This is a genomic window from Pseudoalteromonas sp. J2K-J599 (assembly GCF_059295115.2).
In genome coordinates, this window is record NZ_CM200271.1 from 154228 (window position 1) to 170505 (window position 16278).

General features: G+C 40.9%; 15 protein-coding genes. 8 read left to right on the plus strand and 7 right to left on the minus strand.

Annotated features, from left to right (window positions below):
• Positions 1–722 precede the first annotated feature (722 nt).
• Entirely contained in the window at positions 723–1145 is a 423-nt protein-coding gene (locus AC5NT5_RS00730; protein ID WP_494514152.1) for a TIGR02444 family protein, read from the minus strand.
• A complete protein-coding gene (locus AC5NT5_RS00735; RefSeq protein WP_494514151.1) occupies positions 1129–3051 on the minus strand; it encodes an ATP-binding cassette domain-containing protein in 1923 nt (640 codons plus the stop codon). Before AC5NT5_RS00735 ends, AC5NT5_RS00730 begins: the two co-directional genes overlap by 17 nt.
• A 132-nt stretch (positions 3052–3183) precedes the next feature.
• On the opposite strand from AC5NT5_RS00735, the gene AC5NT5_RS00740 reads away from it, so the two are divergent.
• The gene (locus tag AC5NT5_RS00740) at positions 3184–3387 is read left to right on the plus strand and encodes a YheV family putative zinc ribbon protein (protein WP_007378899.1); all 204 of its coding nucleotides are present in this window, start codon (positions 3184–3186) and stop codon (positions 3385–3387) included.
• A gap of 32 nt (positions 3388–3419) precedes the next feature.
• On the opposite strand, the gene AC5NT5_RS00745 is transcribed toward AC5NT5_RS00740, so the two are convergent.
• Both AC5NT5_RS00745 and AC5NT5_RS00750 read right to left on the minus strand, forming a co-directional pair.
• Positions 3420–3635, minus strand: a complete 216-nt coding sequence (locus AC5NT5_RS00745; RefSeq protein WP_004335946.1) for a SlyX family protein — start codon at positions 3633–3635, stop codon at positions 3420–3422.
• Positions 3622–4620 (minus strand): WD40 repeat domain-containing protein, encoded by a 999-nt coding sequence (locus tag AC5NT5_RS00750; protein ID WP_494514150.1) that lies wholly within the window; start codon positions 4618–4620, stop codon positions 3622–3624. The genes AC5NT5_RS00745 and AC5NT5_RS00750 overlap by 14 nt, the downstream gene beginning before the upstream one ends.
• A 215-nt stretch (positions 4621–4835) precedes the next feature.
• On the opposite strand from AC5NT5_RS00750, the gene fkpA reads away from it, so the two are divergent.
• Positions 4836–5582: an FKBP-type peptidyl-prolyl cis-trans isomerase gene (gene fkpA / locus AC5NT5_RS00755; protein WP_004335950.1), complete on the plus strand. Its 747-nt coding sequence runs from the start codon at positions 4836–4838 to the stop codon at positions 5580–5582.
• Between the two features lie 66 nt (positions 5583–5648).
• Here the strand turns inward: fkpA and rsd are convergent, their stop codons facing one another.
• Positions 5649–6119: a sigma D regulator gene (gene rsd / locus AC5NT5_RS00760; protein WP_138489928.1), complete on the minus strand. Its 471-nt coding sequence runs from the start codon at positions 6117–6119 to the stop codon at positions 5649–5651.
• A 529-nt stretch (positions 6120–6648) separates the two neighbouring features.
• Here rsd and hemE point away from each other — a divergent pair.
• Positions 6649–7713 (plus strand): uroporphyrinogen decarboxylase, encoded by a 1065-nt coding sequence (hemE, locus tag AC5NT5_RS00765; RefSeq protein ID WP_182671846.1) that lies wholly within the window; start codon positions 6649–6651, stop codon positions 7711–7713.
• Positions 7714–7820: 107 nt separating this feature from the next.
• Here hemE and sthA read toward each other — a convergent pair whose 3' ends face one another.
• Entirely contained in the window at positions 7821–9251 is a 1431-nt protein-coding gene (gene sthA, locus AC5NT5_RS00770; protein WP_007378904.1) for a Si-specific NAD(P)(+) transhydrogenase, read from the minus strand.
• Between the two features lie 13 nt (positions 9252–9264).
• Entirely contained in the window at positions 9265–10398 is a 1134-nt protein-coding gene (locus AC5NT5_RS00775; RefSeq protein ID WP_182671847.1) for an acyl-CoA desaturase, read from the minus strand.
• A gap of 126 nt (positions 10399–10524) precedes the next feature.
• Between AC5NT5_RS00775 and fabR the strand changes: the two genes are divergently transcribed.
• The 5 genes from fabR to leuD all read left to right on the plus strand — a co-directional run bounded on the left by fabR (position 10525) and on the right by leuD (position 16240).
• Positions 10525–11148 carry an HTH-type transcriptional repressor FabR gene (gene fabR, locus AC5NT5_RS00780; protein ID WP_002961087.1) on the plus strand — a complete coding sequence of 208 codons (624 nt, stop codon included), beginning with the start codon at positions 10525–10527 and terminating at the stop codon, positions 11146–11148.
• Positions 11149–11553: 405 nt separating this feature from the next.
• Positions 11554–13107 carry a 2-isopropylmalate synthase gene (leuA, locus tag AC5NT5_RS00785; protein WP_002961090.1) on the plus strand — a complete coding sequence of 518 codons (1554 nt, stop codon included), beginning with the start codon at positions 11554–11556 and terminating at the stop codon, positions 13105–13107.
• Positions 13104–14180, plus strand: coding sequence for a 3-isopropylmalate dehydrogenase (leuB, locus tag AC5NT5_RS00790; RefSeq protein ID WP_002961092.1), 1077 nt, complete (start codon positions 13104–13106; stop codon positions 14178–14180). Before leuA ends, leuB begins: the two co-directional genes overlap by 4 nt.
• 60 nt (positions 14181–14240) lie before the next feature.
• The gene (gene leuC, locus AC5NT5_RS00795; protein WP_182682468.1) at positions 14241–15641 is read left to right on the plus strand and encodes a 3-isopropylmalate dehydratase large subunit; all 1401 of its coding nucleotides are present in this window, start codon (positions 14241–14243) and stop codon (positions 15639–15641) included.
• Positions 15641–16240, plus strand: a complete 600-nt coding sequence (gene leuD / locus AC5NT5_RS00800) for a 3-isopropylmalate dehydratase small subunit (RefSeq protein WP_494514149.1) — start codon at positions 15641–15643, stop codon at positions 16238–16240. Before leuC ends, leuD begins: the two co-directional genes overlap by 1 nt.
• Positions 16241–16278: the final 38 nt, after the last annotated feature.

Sequence of the window (16278 nt, forward strand, 5' to 3'; positions counted from 1 at the left end):
AAACAACGATGGTTAAAAATCCAAAAGACATAAATAAAACTGGATCTGTAAAAAAGTCTCTAAAGAATACGTTCATGAGTTGCTCCCCTCGTTGTTGATGGGTTAATCATAGGCTGTGTTTGCAGGTCGCAACGTGATCGAGATCAAGTTATTTTTCTAAGCAACTGTAGGAGTGACGCTAAGTTGATTTAGATCATGTTTTAAGGGTTGGTAAGTTATTATCACTGAGAGCTAAGAGAGTTTTTTCTTAAAATAGTGAGCTGATCGTAGCTCATTTTTTTTCACTTTATCTAAAAGCGAAACGCTTTAACCTTTTTGTGAATAAAGTACTTAAAGACCTTTTGCACAAAGAGAAAAGAATGAGAAGTAAATGCGGGGAGAGCAATAAACTACTTGAACCAAATAACTGCTCAATATTTATATTTTTACCTGGATAATTTAGTTTGTTTTCCTCTAAAAGCGAAGCGCCTCTTAACCTCTTTGTGAATAAAGTACTTAAAGATTTTTTGCACAAAGAGAAAAGAATGAGAAGTAAATGAGGGGAGAGCAATAAACTATTTGAGCCAAGCAACTGCTCAATATTTATATTTTTACCTGGATAATTTAGTTTGTTTTCCTCTAAAAGCGAAGCGCCTCTTAACCTCTTTGTGAGTAATTACTTGAAGTTTTTTTGCACAAAGAAAAGAGTATAAAAAGTGGAGGAGGCTACAAAAACTAATACCCTAAGTGGCTTTCACATATAGCTCAATGTTGTTTGGCTCTGAAAGTTTGACTAATTCAAGCTCATTTACTGTTTCAATCAACATATGTTGTTGCTGTTTTTCAAGCTTCAGCTCAGCGCTTAGCAACTCTGCACGTATTGTGGCGTAATCACTTATCGCATTCTGGTTAGCTTTTAAATAGCTACGAGCGGCGCGCAGAGGTTGTAATGCGCGAGTATCAAAGTCACTAACTACTTGCGTTAACTCGTTTAGCTGTTGGGTATTAATACTTAAATTTAATGAGTCTAAATAAAGCAGTAATAAGCATAAATTAACGTTTTTTCCTTGCTGGTTTTGTAGTGCCAGCAAGGTTGTTTGTTGATCAGGCTTTGTGTACAAAGTGCACGCAAATTGCCAAAAATGGTCGCTATTGAGCAAGTTCATCGGCGAATGCCTGCTCTTTTTCTTCCATTTCTTCAAGTGCCATAAGTAACTCTTCTTCAACGTCGTTAAGTTTAGGCGTAAGGGTTGCTTGCTTAGCTAATAACTCTTTAAGCTTGGCTTTGTTATCGTCGTTGTAGAGTTCGTTATCGCCGAGTGCTTCTTCAACTTCAGCTAGTTCTGCGGTGAATTTATCGAGTTGCTTTTCAAGCTTTTCAATTTGCTTTTTAAGTGGCTGAGTGGCCTTTCTAAACTCAGCCTCTAAGCGTTTTTGCTCTTTACGGTTAACACCCGGATTTGCTTTAGGCTCGTCGCTTTGCTGCGCTTTAACCGCTTCTTTATTGGCATTGAGTAACCACTGGTAATACGCATCTAAGTCGTAACCAAACTGGGTTACTTTGCCGTCATCTACTAAGTAAAACTCATCGGCGGTATTTTTAAGCATGTGGCGGTCGTGTGATACGGTAACCATGGCGCCTTCAAAGCCTTGCAGTGCCATAACAAGTGCATGGCGCATTTCTAAATCAAGGTGGTTTGTAGGCTCATCGAGAAGCAGCAGGTTTGGCTTTTGATATACCAACATGGCAAGTACTAAACGTGCTTTTTCGCCGCCCGAAAAAGGGGCTACAGGTTCAAGTGCTTTATCGCCAATAAAGGCGAAACCACCTAAAAAATCACGTAGTGATTGCTCAGTGGCTTTTGGGTCGAGGCGTTGTAAGTGCATTATTGCACTGGCTTTTAAATCAAGAGATTCAAGTTGATGCTGCGCAAAGTAACCAATATTTAATCCGTGATGCTGAACAACTTCACCAGCTTGCGGCTCTAAATCACCAGAAAGCAGTTTAATTAACGTTGATTTACCCGCGCCATTTCGACCAAGTAAAGCAATTCGGCTGCCTGGTACAAGGTTTAGCTCTATATTATTTAAAATGGTGACGTCACCATAACCCGCTTTGGCTTTATCTATTGTCATTAGTGGGTTTGGTAATGCTTTTGGCTCTGCAAACTCAAAGTTAAATGGCGAGTCGGCATGTGCCGGCGCTAGTTTTTCCATGCGTTCAAGCGCTTTCACACGGCTTTGTGCTTGTTTAGCTTTACTGGCTTTTGCTTTAAAGCGCGTTATAAACTGCTCAAGGTGAGCAATTTGATCTTGTTGCTTATCAAACATTGCTTGTTGTTGTAGTAAGCGCTCAGCTTTTTGGCGCTCAAACTGCGAGTAGTTACCTTTGTACACGTTAATAAGTTGCTTATCTACATGCCAAATTTGATCAACCACCGCATCTAAAAACTCACGGTCATGCGATATAAGTACAAGGGTGCCGGTATAAGCACGCAAAAAGCGTTCAAGCCAATAAACGGCATCTAAATCAAGGTGGTTTGTTGGCTCATCGAGTAATAGTAAATCGGCGTCGCGTATTAATGCTTGGGCAAGGTTTAAACGCATACGCCAACCACCCGAAAACGAGCTTACAGGATTTTCTATAAGGTTATTGGCAAAGCCTAAGCCGTGTAATAGCTCACCTGCGGTTGATTCAATGCTATAGCCTTTAATGTTTTCAAGCTGAATATGTACTTTAGCTTGTGTGTCGCCATCGTTGTTTTTCTCGGCCTCACGCAGTGCTATACGCATTGCGTAGTATTCTGGGTGGCCTTGAAGTACATAATCAATCGCGCTTATTTCAAGGGCAGGTGTCTCTTGCTTAACAGAGGCGATAGACCAATCTTTTGGAATGCTGCAGTTACCGGCATCTAGTTGTAGTTCTGATTTTAGTAAACCAAATAACGTTGATTTTCCACAGCCATTAGCGCCAACAAGGCCTACTTTATGTTCTGGAAATAACGTAGCTGATGCGTTTTTTAATAAGGCTTTACCGCCACGAAGTAGTTCTATTTCTGAGATTTGGATCATGAATGCGTTACTTTGCTGTGCCCTTGTTAAGTTGGCGCTATCATAACATAGAACTTAATGCTCTTATCAAGCGTATCAACAAGTGAAGTTATACGATAAAATAACGGCAGTTCAAACCACAGGAAAAATGTTGTGAGACAAAAGAAGCGATTTATTGCTGGTGCATCGTGCCCTGACTGCAAAGCCATGGATACCATGATGCTATACAGAGAACATGATGTTGAAAAAGTAGAGTGTGTTGAGTGTGGTCATAAAATGGCGCAACCCGATAACGCTGTTCAGGCGTCTACTCGCCAATTTGAACAAGTAATTGGTGTATTTAAACCGGGCGACTAACCCGGTTTTTTATTGCCTAATTTTTACCGGTTTTAGTAATGCGGTGGAGGTGGCTCAGGTACTTCAGACATCATAGACGATGATGACTGAGACTCTTTAATTTTTTCTGCTAGCAGCTCGGTTTGGCGTTTCATTTTTGCTAACAGCTGTTGGTGCACTTTTATTTCATCATTTAAGACTTCAATCGTTTCGTCTTGAAAAGCCACTTTGGCTTCAAGTTCCATTAAGCGATGTTCAATTGTGTTCATTATTCTCTCGTATAATAAATCGCTCTGCGATACCGCTGGAGCTTTCGGTTAACAACGACTTATCGTTATCTGTAAATGTCACATCTAGCACCACCGCCGATTTAGGCTTACTGCCTTCGCGCGGGGTAACCTGCCAAGTTTGAATTTTTTCACCGCTTGGTATTTGCCACAAATCTACACGCTTATTTGGCGAGCCGGTTGCAAGCAAAGTGCCTTGTTCGTTAAAACGCACAGCAGTAAAAATTTTCTGACGCGCAATATACTTCAGTTTACTCACAAGATCACCTGTAGTCAGCTTCCATACATTTGCTTGTGCCATACTATCGGCCGTAAACGCATAGCGACCTTGTGGATCGAGCGTTACTTGGGTAACACGCGTTGGGTGATTAAAACGATGAATTACTTGTCCGGTACGTGTATCCCAAAAGTAAGCAACATAATCGTTAGAACCACTTAAGGCAAAGCGTCCGTTAGGTGACAGGTCAACGGTGTTAACTTTATCTTGATGACCTAAAAACTCAATACGACGCCCAGTTTCTAGGTTTACAAATACGACAACGCCGTCGCTACGACCGTATAAAACACTACGGCCTTGATTGCTAATAGCAATATCGCGAATACTGGCTTTTTGTATTTTGTAATAACCTTTATTTTTGCCTGTGGCTATATCCCACACAGCAAACGTGGTTTTTTCGGCGGTAACAGCCACGCTGTTATCAAAAGCAATGGCAACAGCGTACACTAGGCTGTCTTGTGACTGCTGCTGAAACCATTGGTATTTTAGCACCTGCTGTTGATTATCCCACAGGGCGACCCCATGGTTGATAGAGGAGATCAAACTGTATTTACCATCGTTTGAAACTGTTGATGAAAACGCACCTTGTGCAGCATGTTCGTAACTTGCTACAGCGTGTTGTTTTTTATCGGTACAGGCGATGGCTAAAAAACAGCTAAATACGATTAAAAAAGTACGAAATATCGACATATTACAGGTATTTCCCCTTAACTCTTAGTGACTGAGAGGTTAGACTAGGACGCGTTAAATGCCTAGGTTGTTTGTCTAATCACTGGATATGTTTTTAGTTTAGCTAACAATATGGAATTTAGTCATTAAACAAGCAGCCTATCATGTGGGCCGTTAATCTTTCACTAGTAATAATACATTAAAATGACAACTGCAAAGTATGTCGGAGATTTAAAATGAAAAAGACGATTAGATTGTCATTGATTGCAGCGTCAGTTTTAGCGCTTACAGCTTGTAATCAAGAAGCAAAAAAAGAACAAGCTGAAGTTAAATTAGACACTGTAGAACAGCAACAAGCATACGGTATTGGTGCATCTGTAGGTAACTTTTTAAATAAAGACCTAGCAGACAAAACAGAAATTGGTATTGAACTAGACCAAGCACTTTTAATTCGTGGTTTTGAAGATGCGCTTGCTGGCAATGCAAAAATTGACGAAGAAAAAATTCGCGAAGTATTAACTGCACTAGATACATCAGTACGTACTAAGCAAGAAGAAAAAGCTAAAGTAGAGTCTGAAAAAAGTAAAGAAGCAGGCGCTAAATACCTAGCTGACAACGCTAAAAAAGAAGGTGTTACAGTAACTGAGTCGGGTCTACAGTACGAAGTACTTAGCGAAGGCGATGGCGAAAAGCCAGTGGCAACTGATGTAGTTAAAGTACACTACAAAGGGACTTTATTAGACGGTACTGAGTTTGATAGCTCATATGCACGTAACGAACCGACAACTTTCCCTCTTAACCGCGTAATTGCGGGTTGGACTGAAGGTTTACAACTTATGTCAGTGGGTTCTAAGTACAAGTTCACTATACCTTCAGAACTTGCTTACGGCGACCGTGACTTAGGTAAGATTCCAGCTAATTCAACACTTGTATTTGAAGTTGAATTACTTGAAATTCAAAATGAAGAAGCACCAGCACAATAATAAGCTTATTGTGTAAATGCAAAAAGGGACCTTAGGTCCCTTTTTTTAATACGTGTAAGTAACGTATTAATTCGTGTGATTAGAAAACAAGTTATCAATAAGCTCATCTTCAAGTGCAAAACGAGCTTCTAATGCCTCACCAATAACAGATAAGTCATTATCAAAGTCTTTCAATAAGTCTTCTTTGTCTACTTCTGCGTACTTATCATTAAAATCTAACGCCACATCGGTTGTGCTAGAAATACGCGGGTAAATAGAGTTTGCAAGCTCTTGGCTTTGTAAGCCCTTTTTTTCGCATGCTTTTGCTATATCGTCATATACTTCAAAATGGCCTGCAGATAGGTAATCCATTAAAAGCTGGCAAAATGATTCAATTAGTTTTGGCTCTGGCAATGCTTGATCTTGCTTTTCGTACGGCGTAAAGCCTGCAATTTTGCAGTAAAGTACAATAAGTTCTTGGCGTTCGTTTAGCCATTTATCAATTACTGTGTGGCTACCACCCCATTTTTGTTGAGCTTTTTCTACACGCGTCAGCATAACTGTTCTCCTAGCTGGGTTGGTTTTTAATTTAAATATAATAAGTTTATGTACATCAAGATATATTTAATTTGCGCGTATATCAACAAGTAAAGTTAAGCTACTTTGAGGGGTGTACCTTTTTATATAAACCGAGGTGAGAGATTTTATTTTAGGCAAGAAAAAACCACCAGTTACGGTGGTCTAATTTCTTTCAGTGACTTGTTATAACAAGCTTTCTTATTTTTATGAGATGATTTTTATTGTTATTATTTTAAAACATTTATTTTTATTGTTTTAAGATTTTTATTATTGTTTTTGTTAACGCGGGACAAACAATAACAAGGTTTTTGCAATGTTGCAAACATATTAATAAAAAGTTTTAAATGTTATTTATTTTTGTTTATTTTATAGTCAAAAGGGATTAAAAAACTCCATTCTATTGATCTACCTCTAGGTAAAGCTGTTTTCGTCCCTAAGCAATAGAGGGTCGGAGAATATGGTGGTACAATCTTGCACAATTTATACAAGTCTTAGGATCATTTACGCCATGAGCGAATTAAAAAACGACCGTTATTTACGTGCACTTGCAAAACAACCTGTTGATGTAACTCCGGTATGGATGATGCGCCAAGCAGGACGCTATTTACCAGAGTATCGCGCTACACGTGCACAAGCGGGCGATTTTATGAGCCTGTGCCGTAATGCTGAGCTTGCATGTGAAGTTACACTGCAGCCACTACGTCGCTACCCGTTAGATGCCGCTATATTATTTAGTGATATTTTAACGATTCCAGATGCGATGGGCTTAGGCTTGTACTTTGAAACTGGCGAAGGCCCTAAGTTTGAACGTCCTATTTCATCACTTGCTGATGTTAAAAAAATTCCAAAGCTAGACCCTACAGACGAACTTGGCTACGTAATGAACGCAGTAAGCACTATTCGTCGTGAACTTAAGGGCGAAGTACCACTTATTGGTTTTTCTGGTTCACCTTGGACGCTAGCAACTTATATGGTTGAAGGCGGTAGCAGCAAAGTATTTGGTAAAATCAAAAAAATGGCGTTTGCAGAGCCGCAAACACTTCATTTATTACTCGATAAATTAGCTGATTCAGTAATTGATTACTTAAATGCTCAAATTAAAGCTGGCGCGCAATCGCTAATGGTATTTGACTCGTGGGGCGGTGTATTAAGTCCGCGCGATTACAACGAGTTTTCACTGCAATATATGCATAAAATTGTAGATGGTTTAATTCGAGAATACGATGGCCGTAAAGTTCCGGTTACTTTGTTCACTAAAAATGGTGGTCAATGGATTGAAGCAATTGCAGCAACAGGCTGTGATGCAGTAGGTCTAGATTGGACTATTAATATTAGCGATGCTAAACGCCGTGTAGGCGACAAAGTAGCACTACAAGGTAATATGGACCCGTCAATGCTTCACGGTACACCAGAGCGTATTCGCCAAGAGGTAGGTACTATTTTAGAAGACTTTGGTACAGGCAATGGCCACGTGTTTAACTTAGGCCACGGCATTACACCAGATGTAGACCCTGAAAATGCTGGCGTATTTATTAATGCAGTACATGAGCTAAGTGCTAAGTACCATAAGTAATAGTCACTTAAACGAGCTTTAAAACTGTTTAAAAGTAAAAAACCCGCTAAGTTGCGGGTTTTTTGTTACCTATTTATAAAGGCTTTTAAAACTACTTATTTAAGCGGTTATTTAAATAAGCGATTTAAGCCATTTAATGCCGCAACACGGTAGGCTTCAGCCATGGTTGGGTAGTTAAATGTGGTATTTACAAAGTAGTCGATATTATTGCCACCATTTTTTTGTTCCATAATAGCTTGGCCAATGTGAACAATTTCAGAGGCACGTTCGCCAAAACAATGTACGCCAAGTACTTCTTTGGTTTCGGTGTGGAATAATATTTTTAAACTACCTACTTCAGTACCAGCAATTTGCGCGCGAGCCAAATGCTTAAACTGAGCACGGCCTACTTCATACGGTACTTTAGCGGCTGTAAGCTCTTGCTCGGTTTTACCTACTGAGCTCATTTCTGGAATGGTATAAATACCAGCCGGAATATCAACAATCAGCCTGTCATCGCAGTTACCACATGCAATTGCATCAGCAGCTATACGACCTTGGTCAAACGCAGCACTTGCAAGGCTTGGATAGCCAATTACATCACCTACAGCGTAAACGTTATCAATTTCTGTTTGGTATGTTTCGTTAACTTTTAATTGGCCACGGCTATCGGCTTTTAAGCCAATGGCTTCAAGATTTAGTGTATCAGTGTTACCAGTACGACCATTAGCAAATAAAATACAGTCAGCTTTTACGCGTTTACCTGATTTTAGATGCATTATAACGCAGTCGTCACGCGTCTCAATTCGGTCAAACTCTTCGTTATGGCGAATAACAATACCGCTATTCCAAAAGTGATAGCTAAGTGCGTCAGATATTTCTGCATCCATAAAAGCAAGTAGTCGATCGCGTGTATTAACCAAATCAACTTTAGCGCCTAAACCTTTAAATATTGACGCGTACTCACAACCAATTACACCTGCACCATAAATCAGTACACGATGAGGGTCATGCTCAAGGCCAAGTATTGTGTCACTTTCGTAAATACGAGAATGCGTAAAATCTACCTCTGGTGGGCGATAAGGGCGTGAACCCGTTGCTATAACAATCGTTTTAGCAGTCAGTCGCTCAGTTGAACCATCATTTCGTTTTACTTCAATTGTGTGCTTATCTACAAAGCTCGCATCACCTTGAAACATATGAATGCGGTTACGATCGTAAAAGCTACTACGTAAATTAGATTGCTTAGAAATAACAGAACTTGCGTGACGTAAAATATCAGGAAATGTTAAGCGGCTAGGGCGCTCACCAACATTAAATAACGGATTTGCTTTGTATTCAATATAGCGGCTAACAGAGTGGCGAAGCGCTTTTGAAGGAATTGTTCCCCAATGTACACAACCGCCACCAACTGATTCTTGGCGTTCAATAACCGCTACTTTTTTATCGTTTTTTGAAAGGTTCATGGCGGTACCTTCACCGCCAGGACCCGTGCCAATAATTATTGCATCATATTGGTATGTCACGGGTACTTTTTTTTGTTCTGGTTGTTTGGCCACAGCCACTCCTAAATTAATTAAAAGAGGCTTTTAATAACCTCGCATTAAGTGCTAGCCATGCCTGTTTTTGATTTTCCCAGGCGGCTTCCAACTCATGGTATTGTGCCATTAATGCTGAGCGTTCACACTGCTTTGCCATGTTATTTTTTTTAACTTCTAACACTTGTTTTTGTAGTGAACAATAATTTTGCAGTTTTTTCAGCAGTAAATCGTACTCTTGTTGTAATAATGTAATCTTATCTTGTGCTAAAGGCAATTTTGCAAGACGCGTTTGCGTTTTGCTCATGAGCGTTTCGGCCTTCGCTTTTTCGATACGTTCAACAGGAGTACGCTTTAACTTATTGGCTAAACCAACAGCTGCTAAAGAGCGGATCATCCATTTTGTTGGATCGTAATGAAACCATTTAATACCGTTACGGTAGTCGCTTGCAAAAATATGGTGGAAGTTGTGATACCCCTCACCGTATGTAAATAACGCTAAAAAGCCGTTATCACGTGCCGTATTTTTTTCGGTGTATGGGCGAGAGCCCCAAATATGTGCAACTGAGTTTATAAAAAAGGTAAAGTGTTGACTCAGTACTAAGCGTAGTAAACCTGCAAGAATTAACATACCCCACACATCACCAACCAATAAACCAAGTGCTAGAGGCAAACCTACGTTCATAGCAATCACAAGCTTTAAGTAATGTTTGTGTTGCCAGATAACTATTTTATTGCGCTGTAAATCACGACAATTACTATAATCACCGTAGCTATCGCCTTGGTAGTCACGTAACATCCATCCGATATGGCTATACCAAAAACCATTGGTCGCCGCGTAAGGGTCTTTTATTGGGTCGTCAACTTGACCGTGATGTATACGGTGATCGCTACTCCAATGCAATGCACTGTTTTGCAGCGCAAAAGCACCGCCAAGCGCAAAAATAAATTCAACTGCAGGGTGTGCGTTATAGGTTTTATGTGCCCATAATCGATGGTAGCCGGCAGTAATTGATAAGCCTGCATAAAACATGCAGCCAACAAAAGCAATCCAATGCGCGCTGGTAAATCCGTAGCTAATGGCGTACCAAGGTACAAGTGTGGCAGCCGCCAAAAAGGTTAGGCTAAAAAATAGGACGTTTGTCCAAATAATCGGTGGTTTATTCATAATTCTCAATCTCAGCGTACAACTGTAAGCTAAAATAGTATTTCAAACTCTCGTCGTCAAGTATTAGACTGTACAATTGAGCTAATATCACTAAATATTCATATAAAATAATTCAGGGAGCTGTTGATGTCGGGTGTTAGAGCGCAACAGAAACAAAAAACACGACAGGCGTTAATTCAAGCGGCATTTAATCAGCTGAGTGCTGATCATAGTTTTTCGAATTTAAGTTTACGCGAAGTAGCACGAGAAGCCGGTATTGCCCCAACGTCTTTTTATCGTCATTTTAAAGACATGGATGAGCTAGGTTTAACCATGGTAGACGAAGCCGGTTTAACCCTTCGCCAACTAATGCGTCAAGCACGCAGGCGAATAGCGAACGATGGCGGCAGTGTTATAAACACCTCAGTGGTTACGTTTATGGAGTTTATTGATAACTCAAGTAACCAGTTTAGGTTGTTGCTGCGAGAACGCTCAGGGACTTCTAAAGCATTTAGAGCCGCTGTAGCGCGCGAGGTAAAACATTTTATTTTAGAGCTGGCTCATTATTTAGAAAGTGAAACTAAGTGCAACGCTATGCATGCCTATATTCAGGCGGAATCTATGGTAACGCTCGTATTTAATGCGGGTGCAGAAGCGCTCGATATAGAAGGATTGCAACGCGACGAATTGATTGAGCGCGTTATTTGGCAGCTGCGTTATATTACTCGTGGAGCCGGGCATTACGTAAGAGAAACGAGTAAAGAAGCATAGCTTAAAAAAATTGTAAAAAGTTAATATAAGCACGGTATATTGCAGTGCTTATTAATTTAAGCGTCACTAGTCATGTATTTGTTATTTTAATTCTTAATAGGTGCCTTGGTTGAATTAAAAAACCCAATTGAATCGTTTTTAAATCTGTTTTGTGGAATTTTTATGCTTGCTTCCGTCGCTTTGTAATGTTAAAAATAGGCTTCACTGAACACACACACAAGAAAACAAGATGCATATTATTCGTTTAATTACACTAAAACTTAACCTCTTACTGCTATGGCAAGTAAGCGGGGATTAGTGTGTTTGCATCGAGTTGAACACTAAAAACCCCGCAATTGCGGGGTTTTTTTTATCTCGCGGCTGGGATTAATTGAAATTTGGGTAACATAGGAATGAGGGGCAGTTATGCAAGAGCAAGATAAAGTATGGATTTTTGATACCACCTTACGTGATGGCGAACAGGCGCTTAAAGCAAGCCTTACTGAAGATGATAAAATTCAATTAGCACATACAATTAGCCGCTTGAATGTGGATGTGATGGAAGTGGGTTTTCCGGTTTCGAGCCCTGCTGATTTTCGCTCGGTGCAACGTATTGCAACCGAAGTAAAAGGCCCGATTATTTGTGGTTTAGCACGCTCTGTTGCCAAAGACATCGAAGCGTGTGGCGAAGCTCTTCGCACAGCACAACAAAGCCGCATTCATACTTTTATTGCTACAAGCCCTTTGCACCTTGAACATAAATTACGTATGAGCTTAGACGATGCAACGGCAATGGCTGTTAAATCAATTAAATTAGCACGTAACTATACTGATGATGTTGAGTTTTCGTGTGAAGATGCCGGTCGTACGCCGCATTGGGATTTATGTAAAATTGTTGAGCAGGCAATTAACGCCGGAGCTTCAACTATTAACTTGCCAGATACCGTTGGTTTTGTAACGCCAGACGAATACGCCGCGATGATCCGCCATTTAATGAATAACGTGCCAAATATTGATAAAGCGCGTTTAAGTGTGCATTGCCACAACGATTTAGGTTTAGCAGTAGCAAACTCGGTGGCTGCAGTGCAAGCCGGTGCACGCCAAATTGAGTGTACTATCAATGGCATTGGTGAGCGGGCTGGTAACTGCTCGCTTGAAGAAGTGGCGATGATCATGAAAATGCGCAAAGACCATTTAAAAGTATACACAGATATTAAAAGTGAAGAAATTTACCGCGCATCTCGCCAAGTGGCTAAAATTTGTAATATGCCAGTACAACCAAATAAAGCGATTGTTGGCGAAAACGCCTTTGCGCATAGTTCTGGCATTCACCAAGACGGTGTATTAAAAGCGCAAAATACTTATGAGATTATGTCGCCAGAAAGCGTTGGTGTGCCAAGTAACCAATTAAATATGACTTCGCGTTCGGGTCGTCATGTTATTGAGCATCGCCTAGAAGAGTTAGGCTATCAAAAATCTGATTACGATATGGATGGCTTATACAAAAGCTTTATTGAATTGGCTGACCAAAAAGGCACCGTATACGATTACGACCTTGAGGCGATGATTTACTTTAATCAAATTAACGACAAAGACGAAAAATACCAATTAGAATTTGTTAACTCAGCTTCTAACTCACAATCGGTAGCAAGCTCTACGATTGGAATGCGAATTGATGGCGAAGCTAAACAAGAAGCCGCGACAGGTAATGGCCCAGTTGAAGCTTCGTTTGCAGCCATTGAGCGCTTAACCGGTATGAGCGTTGAAATGATTGAATATAACTTAGAAGCGACAGGTCAAGGTGCAAGCTCATTAGGCCAAGTAAATATTATAGCTAAATACGATGGCCGACCTTACCACGGTGCGGGCATTGCAGCGGATGTGGTTGAAGCGTCGGTACGCGCCATGATCCGTGTTTATAACTTAATTTATCGTGCACAAAAAGTGTCTGATTTAAAACAACAAAGGAAAGCAGGATGAGTAAAACAAACTACAGCGTTGCCGTATTAGCTGGCGACGGTATTGGTCCAGAAGTGATGGCAGCAGCAGAACAAGTACTTGATGCTGTGAGCAATAAGTTTGGTTTTACCCTGAACCGTGAGCATTATGCAATTGGTGGCGCAGCCATTGATGAATTTGGTAAAGCATTACCAGAGAGCACACTTGCAGCGTGTGAAAACGCTGACGCTATTTTATTTGGTTCGGTAGGCGGTCCTAAATGGGAAAACCTACCACCAAACGAGCAGCCTGAGCGCGCATCGTTATTGCCGCTTCGTAAGCACTTTGGTTTGTTTTGTAACCTGCGCCCTGCACAGTTATTACCTGCATTAAGTGCAGCGTCACCACTTCGCGCTGATATTAGCGAAAAAGGTTTTGATATTTTATGTGTGCGCGAGCTAACCGGCGGCATTTATTTTGGCGAAAAAGGCCGTAGTGGCGAAGGCGCTGAAGAAGCTGCTTTTGATACGCAAACATACTCGCGTAAAGAAATTGAACGTATTGCTCGTTTTGCTTTTGAAGCTGCAAAATTACGTAGTAACCATGTTACCTCTGTTGATAAAGCAAACGTACTTGCATCAAGCGTACTATGGCGCGAAGTAGTCACCGAAGTAAGCAAAGACTACCCAGAAGTAAGCCTAGATTACATTTACGTAGATAACGCCGCTATGCAGTTAGTTAAACAGCCTAGCCAATTTGACGTACTACTTTGCGATAACTTATTTGGCGATATTTTATCAGATGAGTGCGCCATGATCACAGGCTCTATGGGTTTATTACCTTCGGCAAGCTTGAATCAATCGGGTTTTGGATTGTACGAGCCAGCAGGCGGTTCAGCACCAGATATTGCAGGTAAAGGCGTTGCAAACCCAATAGCACAAATTTTAAGTGCCGCATTAATGTTACGTTACTCGCTAGGGCAAGACGAAGCTGCGCGCACCATTGAAAAAGCAGTAGCAGAAGCTGTAGAAGCAGGTGTAGGCACGCCAGATATATATCCAAATGCCGGTTACAGCACAAGCGATGTGGCAGCCGCTATCGTTTCACGCATTTAATAACATATTAAAGTTGCAGCACCGTTATGCTGCAACTCAAACAGATTAGGGAATTAGCAAGTGGCCCAAACGTTATACGACAAAATTTGGCAAGCACATACCGTTGCCAGCATAAATGAGCAAACCGACTTACTTTATATTGACCGCCATTTAGTGCATGAAGTTACTTCTCCGCAGGCTTTTGCTGGTCTACGTGAAAAAAACCGTACTGTACGTTGCCCAGAAAAAACCTTTGCAACGATGGATCATAACGTATCGACTAAGAGCCGATCACTTGATGCCGCAAGCGAAGTATCTAAAAATCAATTAATGGCGCTTGATAAAAACTGTAAAGAGTTTGGTATTGTACTTTACGATTTAAACTCAATTAACCAAGGCATTGTGCACGTAATGGGCCCAGAGCAAGGTATTACTTTGCCAGGCACAACCATTGTATGTGGCGATAGCCATACTTCTACGCATGGTGCGTTTGGCGCATTAGCGCATGGTATTGGTACGTCTGAGGTTGAGCACGTATTAGCAACGCAAACGCTACAGCAAAAAAAGGCGAAATCGTTAAAAATTCAAATTAACGGTGTATTGCGTCCAACAGTTACGGCTAAAGATTTAATTATGGCGGTAATTGGCAAGTTAGGTACTGCTGGTGGCACAGGCTATGTAGCAGAGTTTTGTGGTGCAGGCATTGAAGCGCTTTCAATGGAAGCCCGTATGACGCTATGTAATATGAGCATAGAAATGGGTGCAAAAGCGGGTTTAATTGCATCTGACCAAATTACTTATGATTATTTAAAAGGTCGTCCGTTTGCACCTAAAGGCGCAGATTTTGATGCAGCCGTTGAATATTGGGAAACCTTAAAAACAGATGAAGGCGCACACTTTGATTTAGTTGTTGAGCTAAATGCTGACGACATTCAGCCACAAATTACCTGGGGCACAAGCCCAGAGCAAGTAATTGGTGTTGATGAGTGCATACCCGATCCAGATAAAGAGCCAGATTTAATTAAAGCCGATGCCATTCGCAGCGCACTTAAATACATGGGCTTAAAAGCGGGCGATAAATTATCAAGCGCAAAAGTAGACACGGTATTTATTGGCTCATGTACTAATAGCCGTATTGAAGACTTACGCGCAGCTGCAAAAATTGTTGAAGGCAAGCAAGTTGTAGCCGGCATAGAGGCGTTAATTGTACCGGGCTCTGGCTTAGTTAAAAAACAAGCTGAAGACGAAGGCTTAGCCGATATTTTTAAAGCCGCAGGCTTTGAATGGCGCGAACCAGGTTGTTCTATGTGTTTAGCGATGAACGATGACCGCCTAGAAGCAGGCAAGCGTTGTGCATCTACTTCTAACCGTAACTTTGAAGGTCGCCAAGGTCGTGGCGGTCGTACACATTTAGTTAGTCCTGCAATGGCGGCAGCCGCTGCAATACATGGTCACTTTGTTGATATTAGAGGAGAAGCATAATGAGCGTATTTTTTAGTGGCTTAATGGCTCCACTTGATAAAAACAATGTAGATACTGACCAAATTATTCCTAAGCAGTTTTTAACATCAACTAGCCGCGAAGGTTTTGATGCTGCCTTGTTTTTTGATTGGCGTTACCTAGATAATGGTAAGCCAAACCCTGACTTTATTTTAAACCGCCCATGCTACCAAGGCGCGCAAATATTATTAACGCGCGACAACTTTGGTTGTGGCTCATCTCGTGAGCACGCGCCATGGGCGCTGAAGCAATATGGCTTTGAAGTTATTTTAGCTGAAAGCTTTGCAGATATTTTCTTTAATAACTGTGGTAACAACCAAATGTTAGCCATAGCGTTACCTGCCGACACGCTTGAGCAATTGTTTGTACTTAGCGAGCAGCACGACGATATTAACATTGAAATCGACCTTGAAAATCAAACACTAACAAGCAGTAAGTTTGCACCAATTAGTTTTGATATTCGTAAAGACGTAAAAGAGCGCCTATTAAGTGGCTTAGATTTTATTGGTGTAACCGAAACACTAAACCCACAGATTGATGCATTTGAAAAGCAACTAGCAGCTGAGCGCCCTTGGCAGTAATTGTTTAACTTGTATATAGTAAATTCACGTATTGAAAA

Bases quoted from the DNA above. Each gene is read 5' to 3' on its own strand.
- AC5NT5_RS00730 (WP_494514152.1), bottom strand. From the start codon at position 1,145: ATGAACTTGCTCAATAGCGACCATTTTTGGCAATTTGCGTGCACTTTG.
- AC5NT5_RS00735 (WP_494514151.1), bottom strand. From the start codon at position 3,051: ATGATCCAAATCTCAGAAATAGAACTACTTCGTGGCGGTAAAGCCTTA.
- AC5NT5_RS00745 (WP_004335946.1), bottom strand. From the start codon at position 3,635: ATGAACACAATTGAACATCGCTTAATGGAACTTGAAGCCAAAGTGGCT.
- AC5NT5_RS00750 (WP_494514150.1), bottom strand. From the start codon at position 4,620: ATGTCGATATTTCGTACTTTTTTAATCGTATTTAGCTGTTTTTTAGCC.
- fkpA (WP_004335950.1), top strand. From the start codon at position 4,836: ATGAAAAAGACGATTAGATTGTCATTGATTGCAGCGTCAGTTTTAGCG.
- rsd (WP_138489928.1), bottom strand. From the start codon at position 6,119: ATGCTGACGCGTGTAGAAAAAGCTCAACAAAAATGGGGTGGTAGCCAC.
- hemE (WP_182671846.1), top strand. From the start codon at position 6,649: ATGAGCGAATTAAAAAACGACCGTTATTTACGTGCACTTGCAAAACAA.
- AC5NT5_RS00775 (WP_182671847.1), bottom strand. From the start codon at position 10,398: ATGAATAAACCACCGATTATTTGGACAAACGTCCTATTTTTTAGCCTA.
- fabR (WP_002961087.1), top strand. From the start codon at position 10,525: ATGTCGGGTGTTAGAGCGCAACAGAAACAAAAAACACGACAGGCGTTA.
- leuA (WP_002961090.1), top strand. From the start codon at position 11,554: ATGCAAGAGCAAGATAAAGTATGGATTTTTGATACCACCTTACGTGAT.
- leuB (WP_002961092.1), top strand. From the start codon at position 13,104: ATGAGTAAAACAAACTACAGCGTTGCCGTATTAGCTGGCGACGGTATT.
- leuD (WP_494514149.1), top strand. From the start codon at position 15,641: ATGAGCGTATTTTTTAGTGGCTTAATGGCTCCACTTGATAAAAACAAT.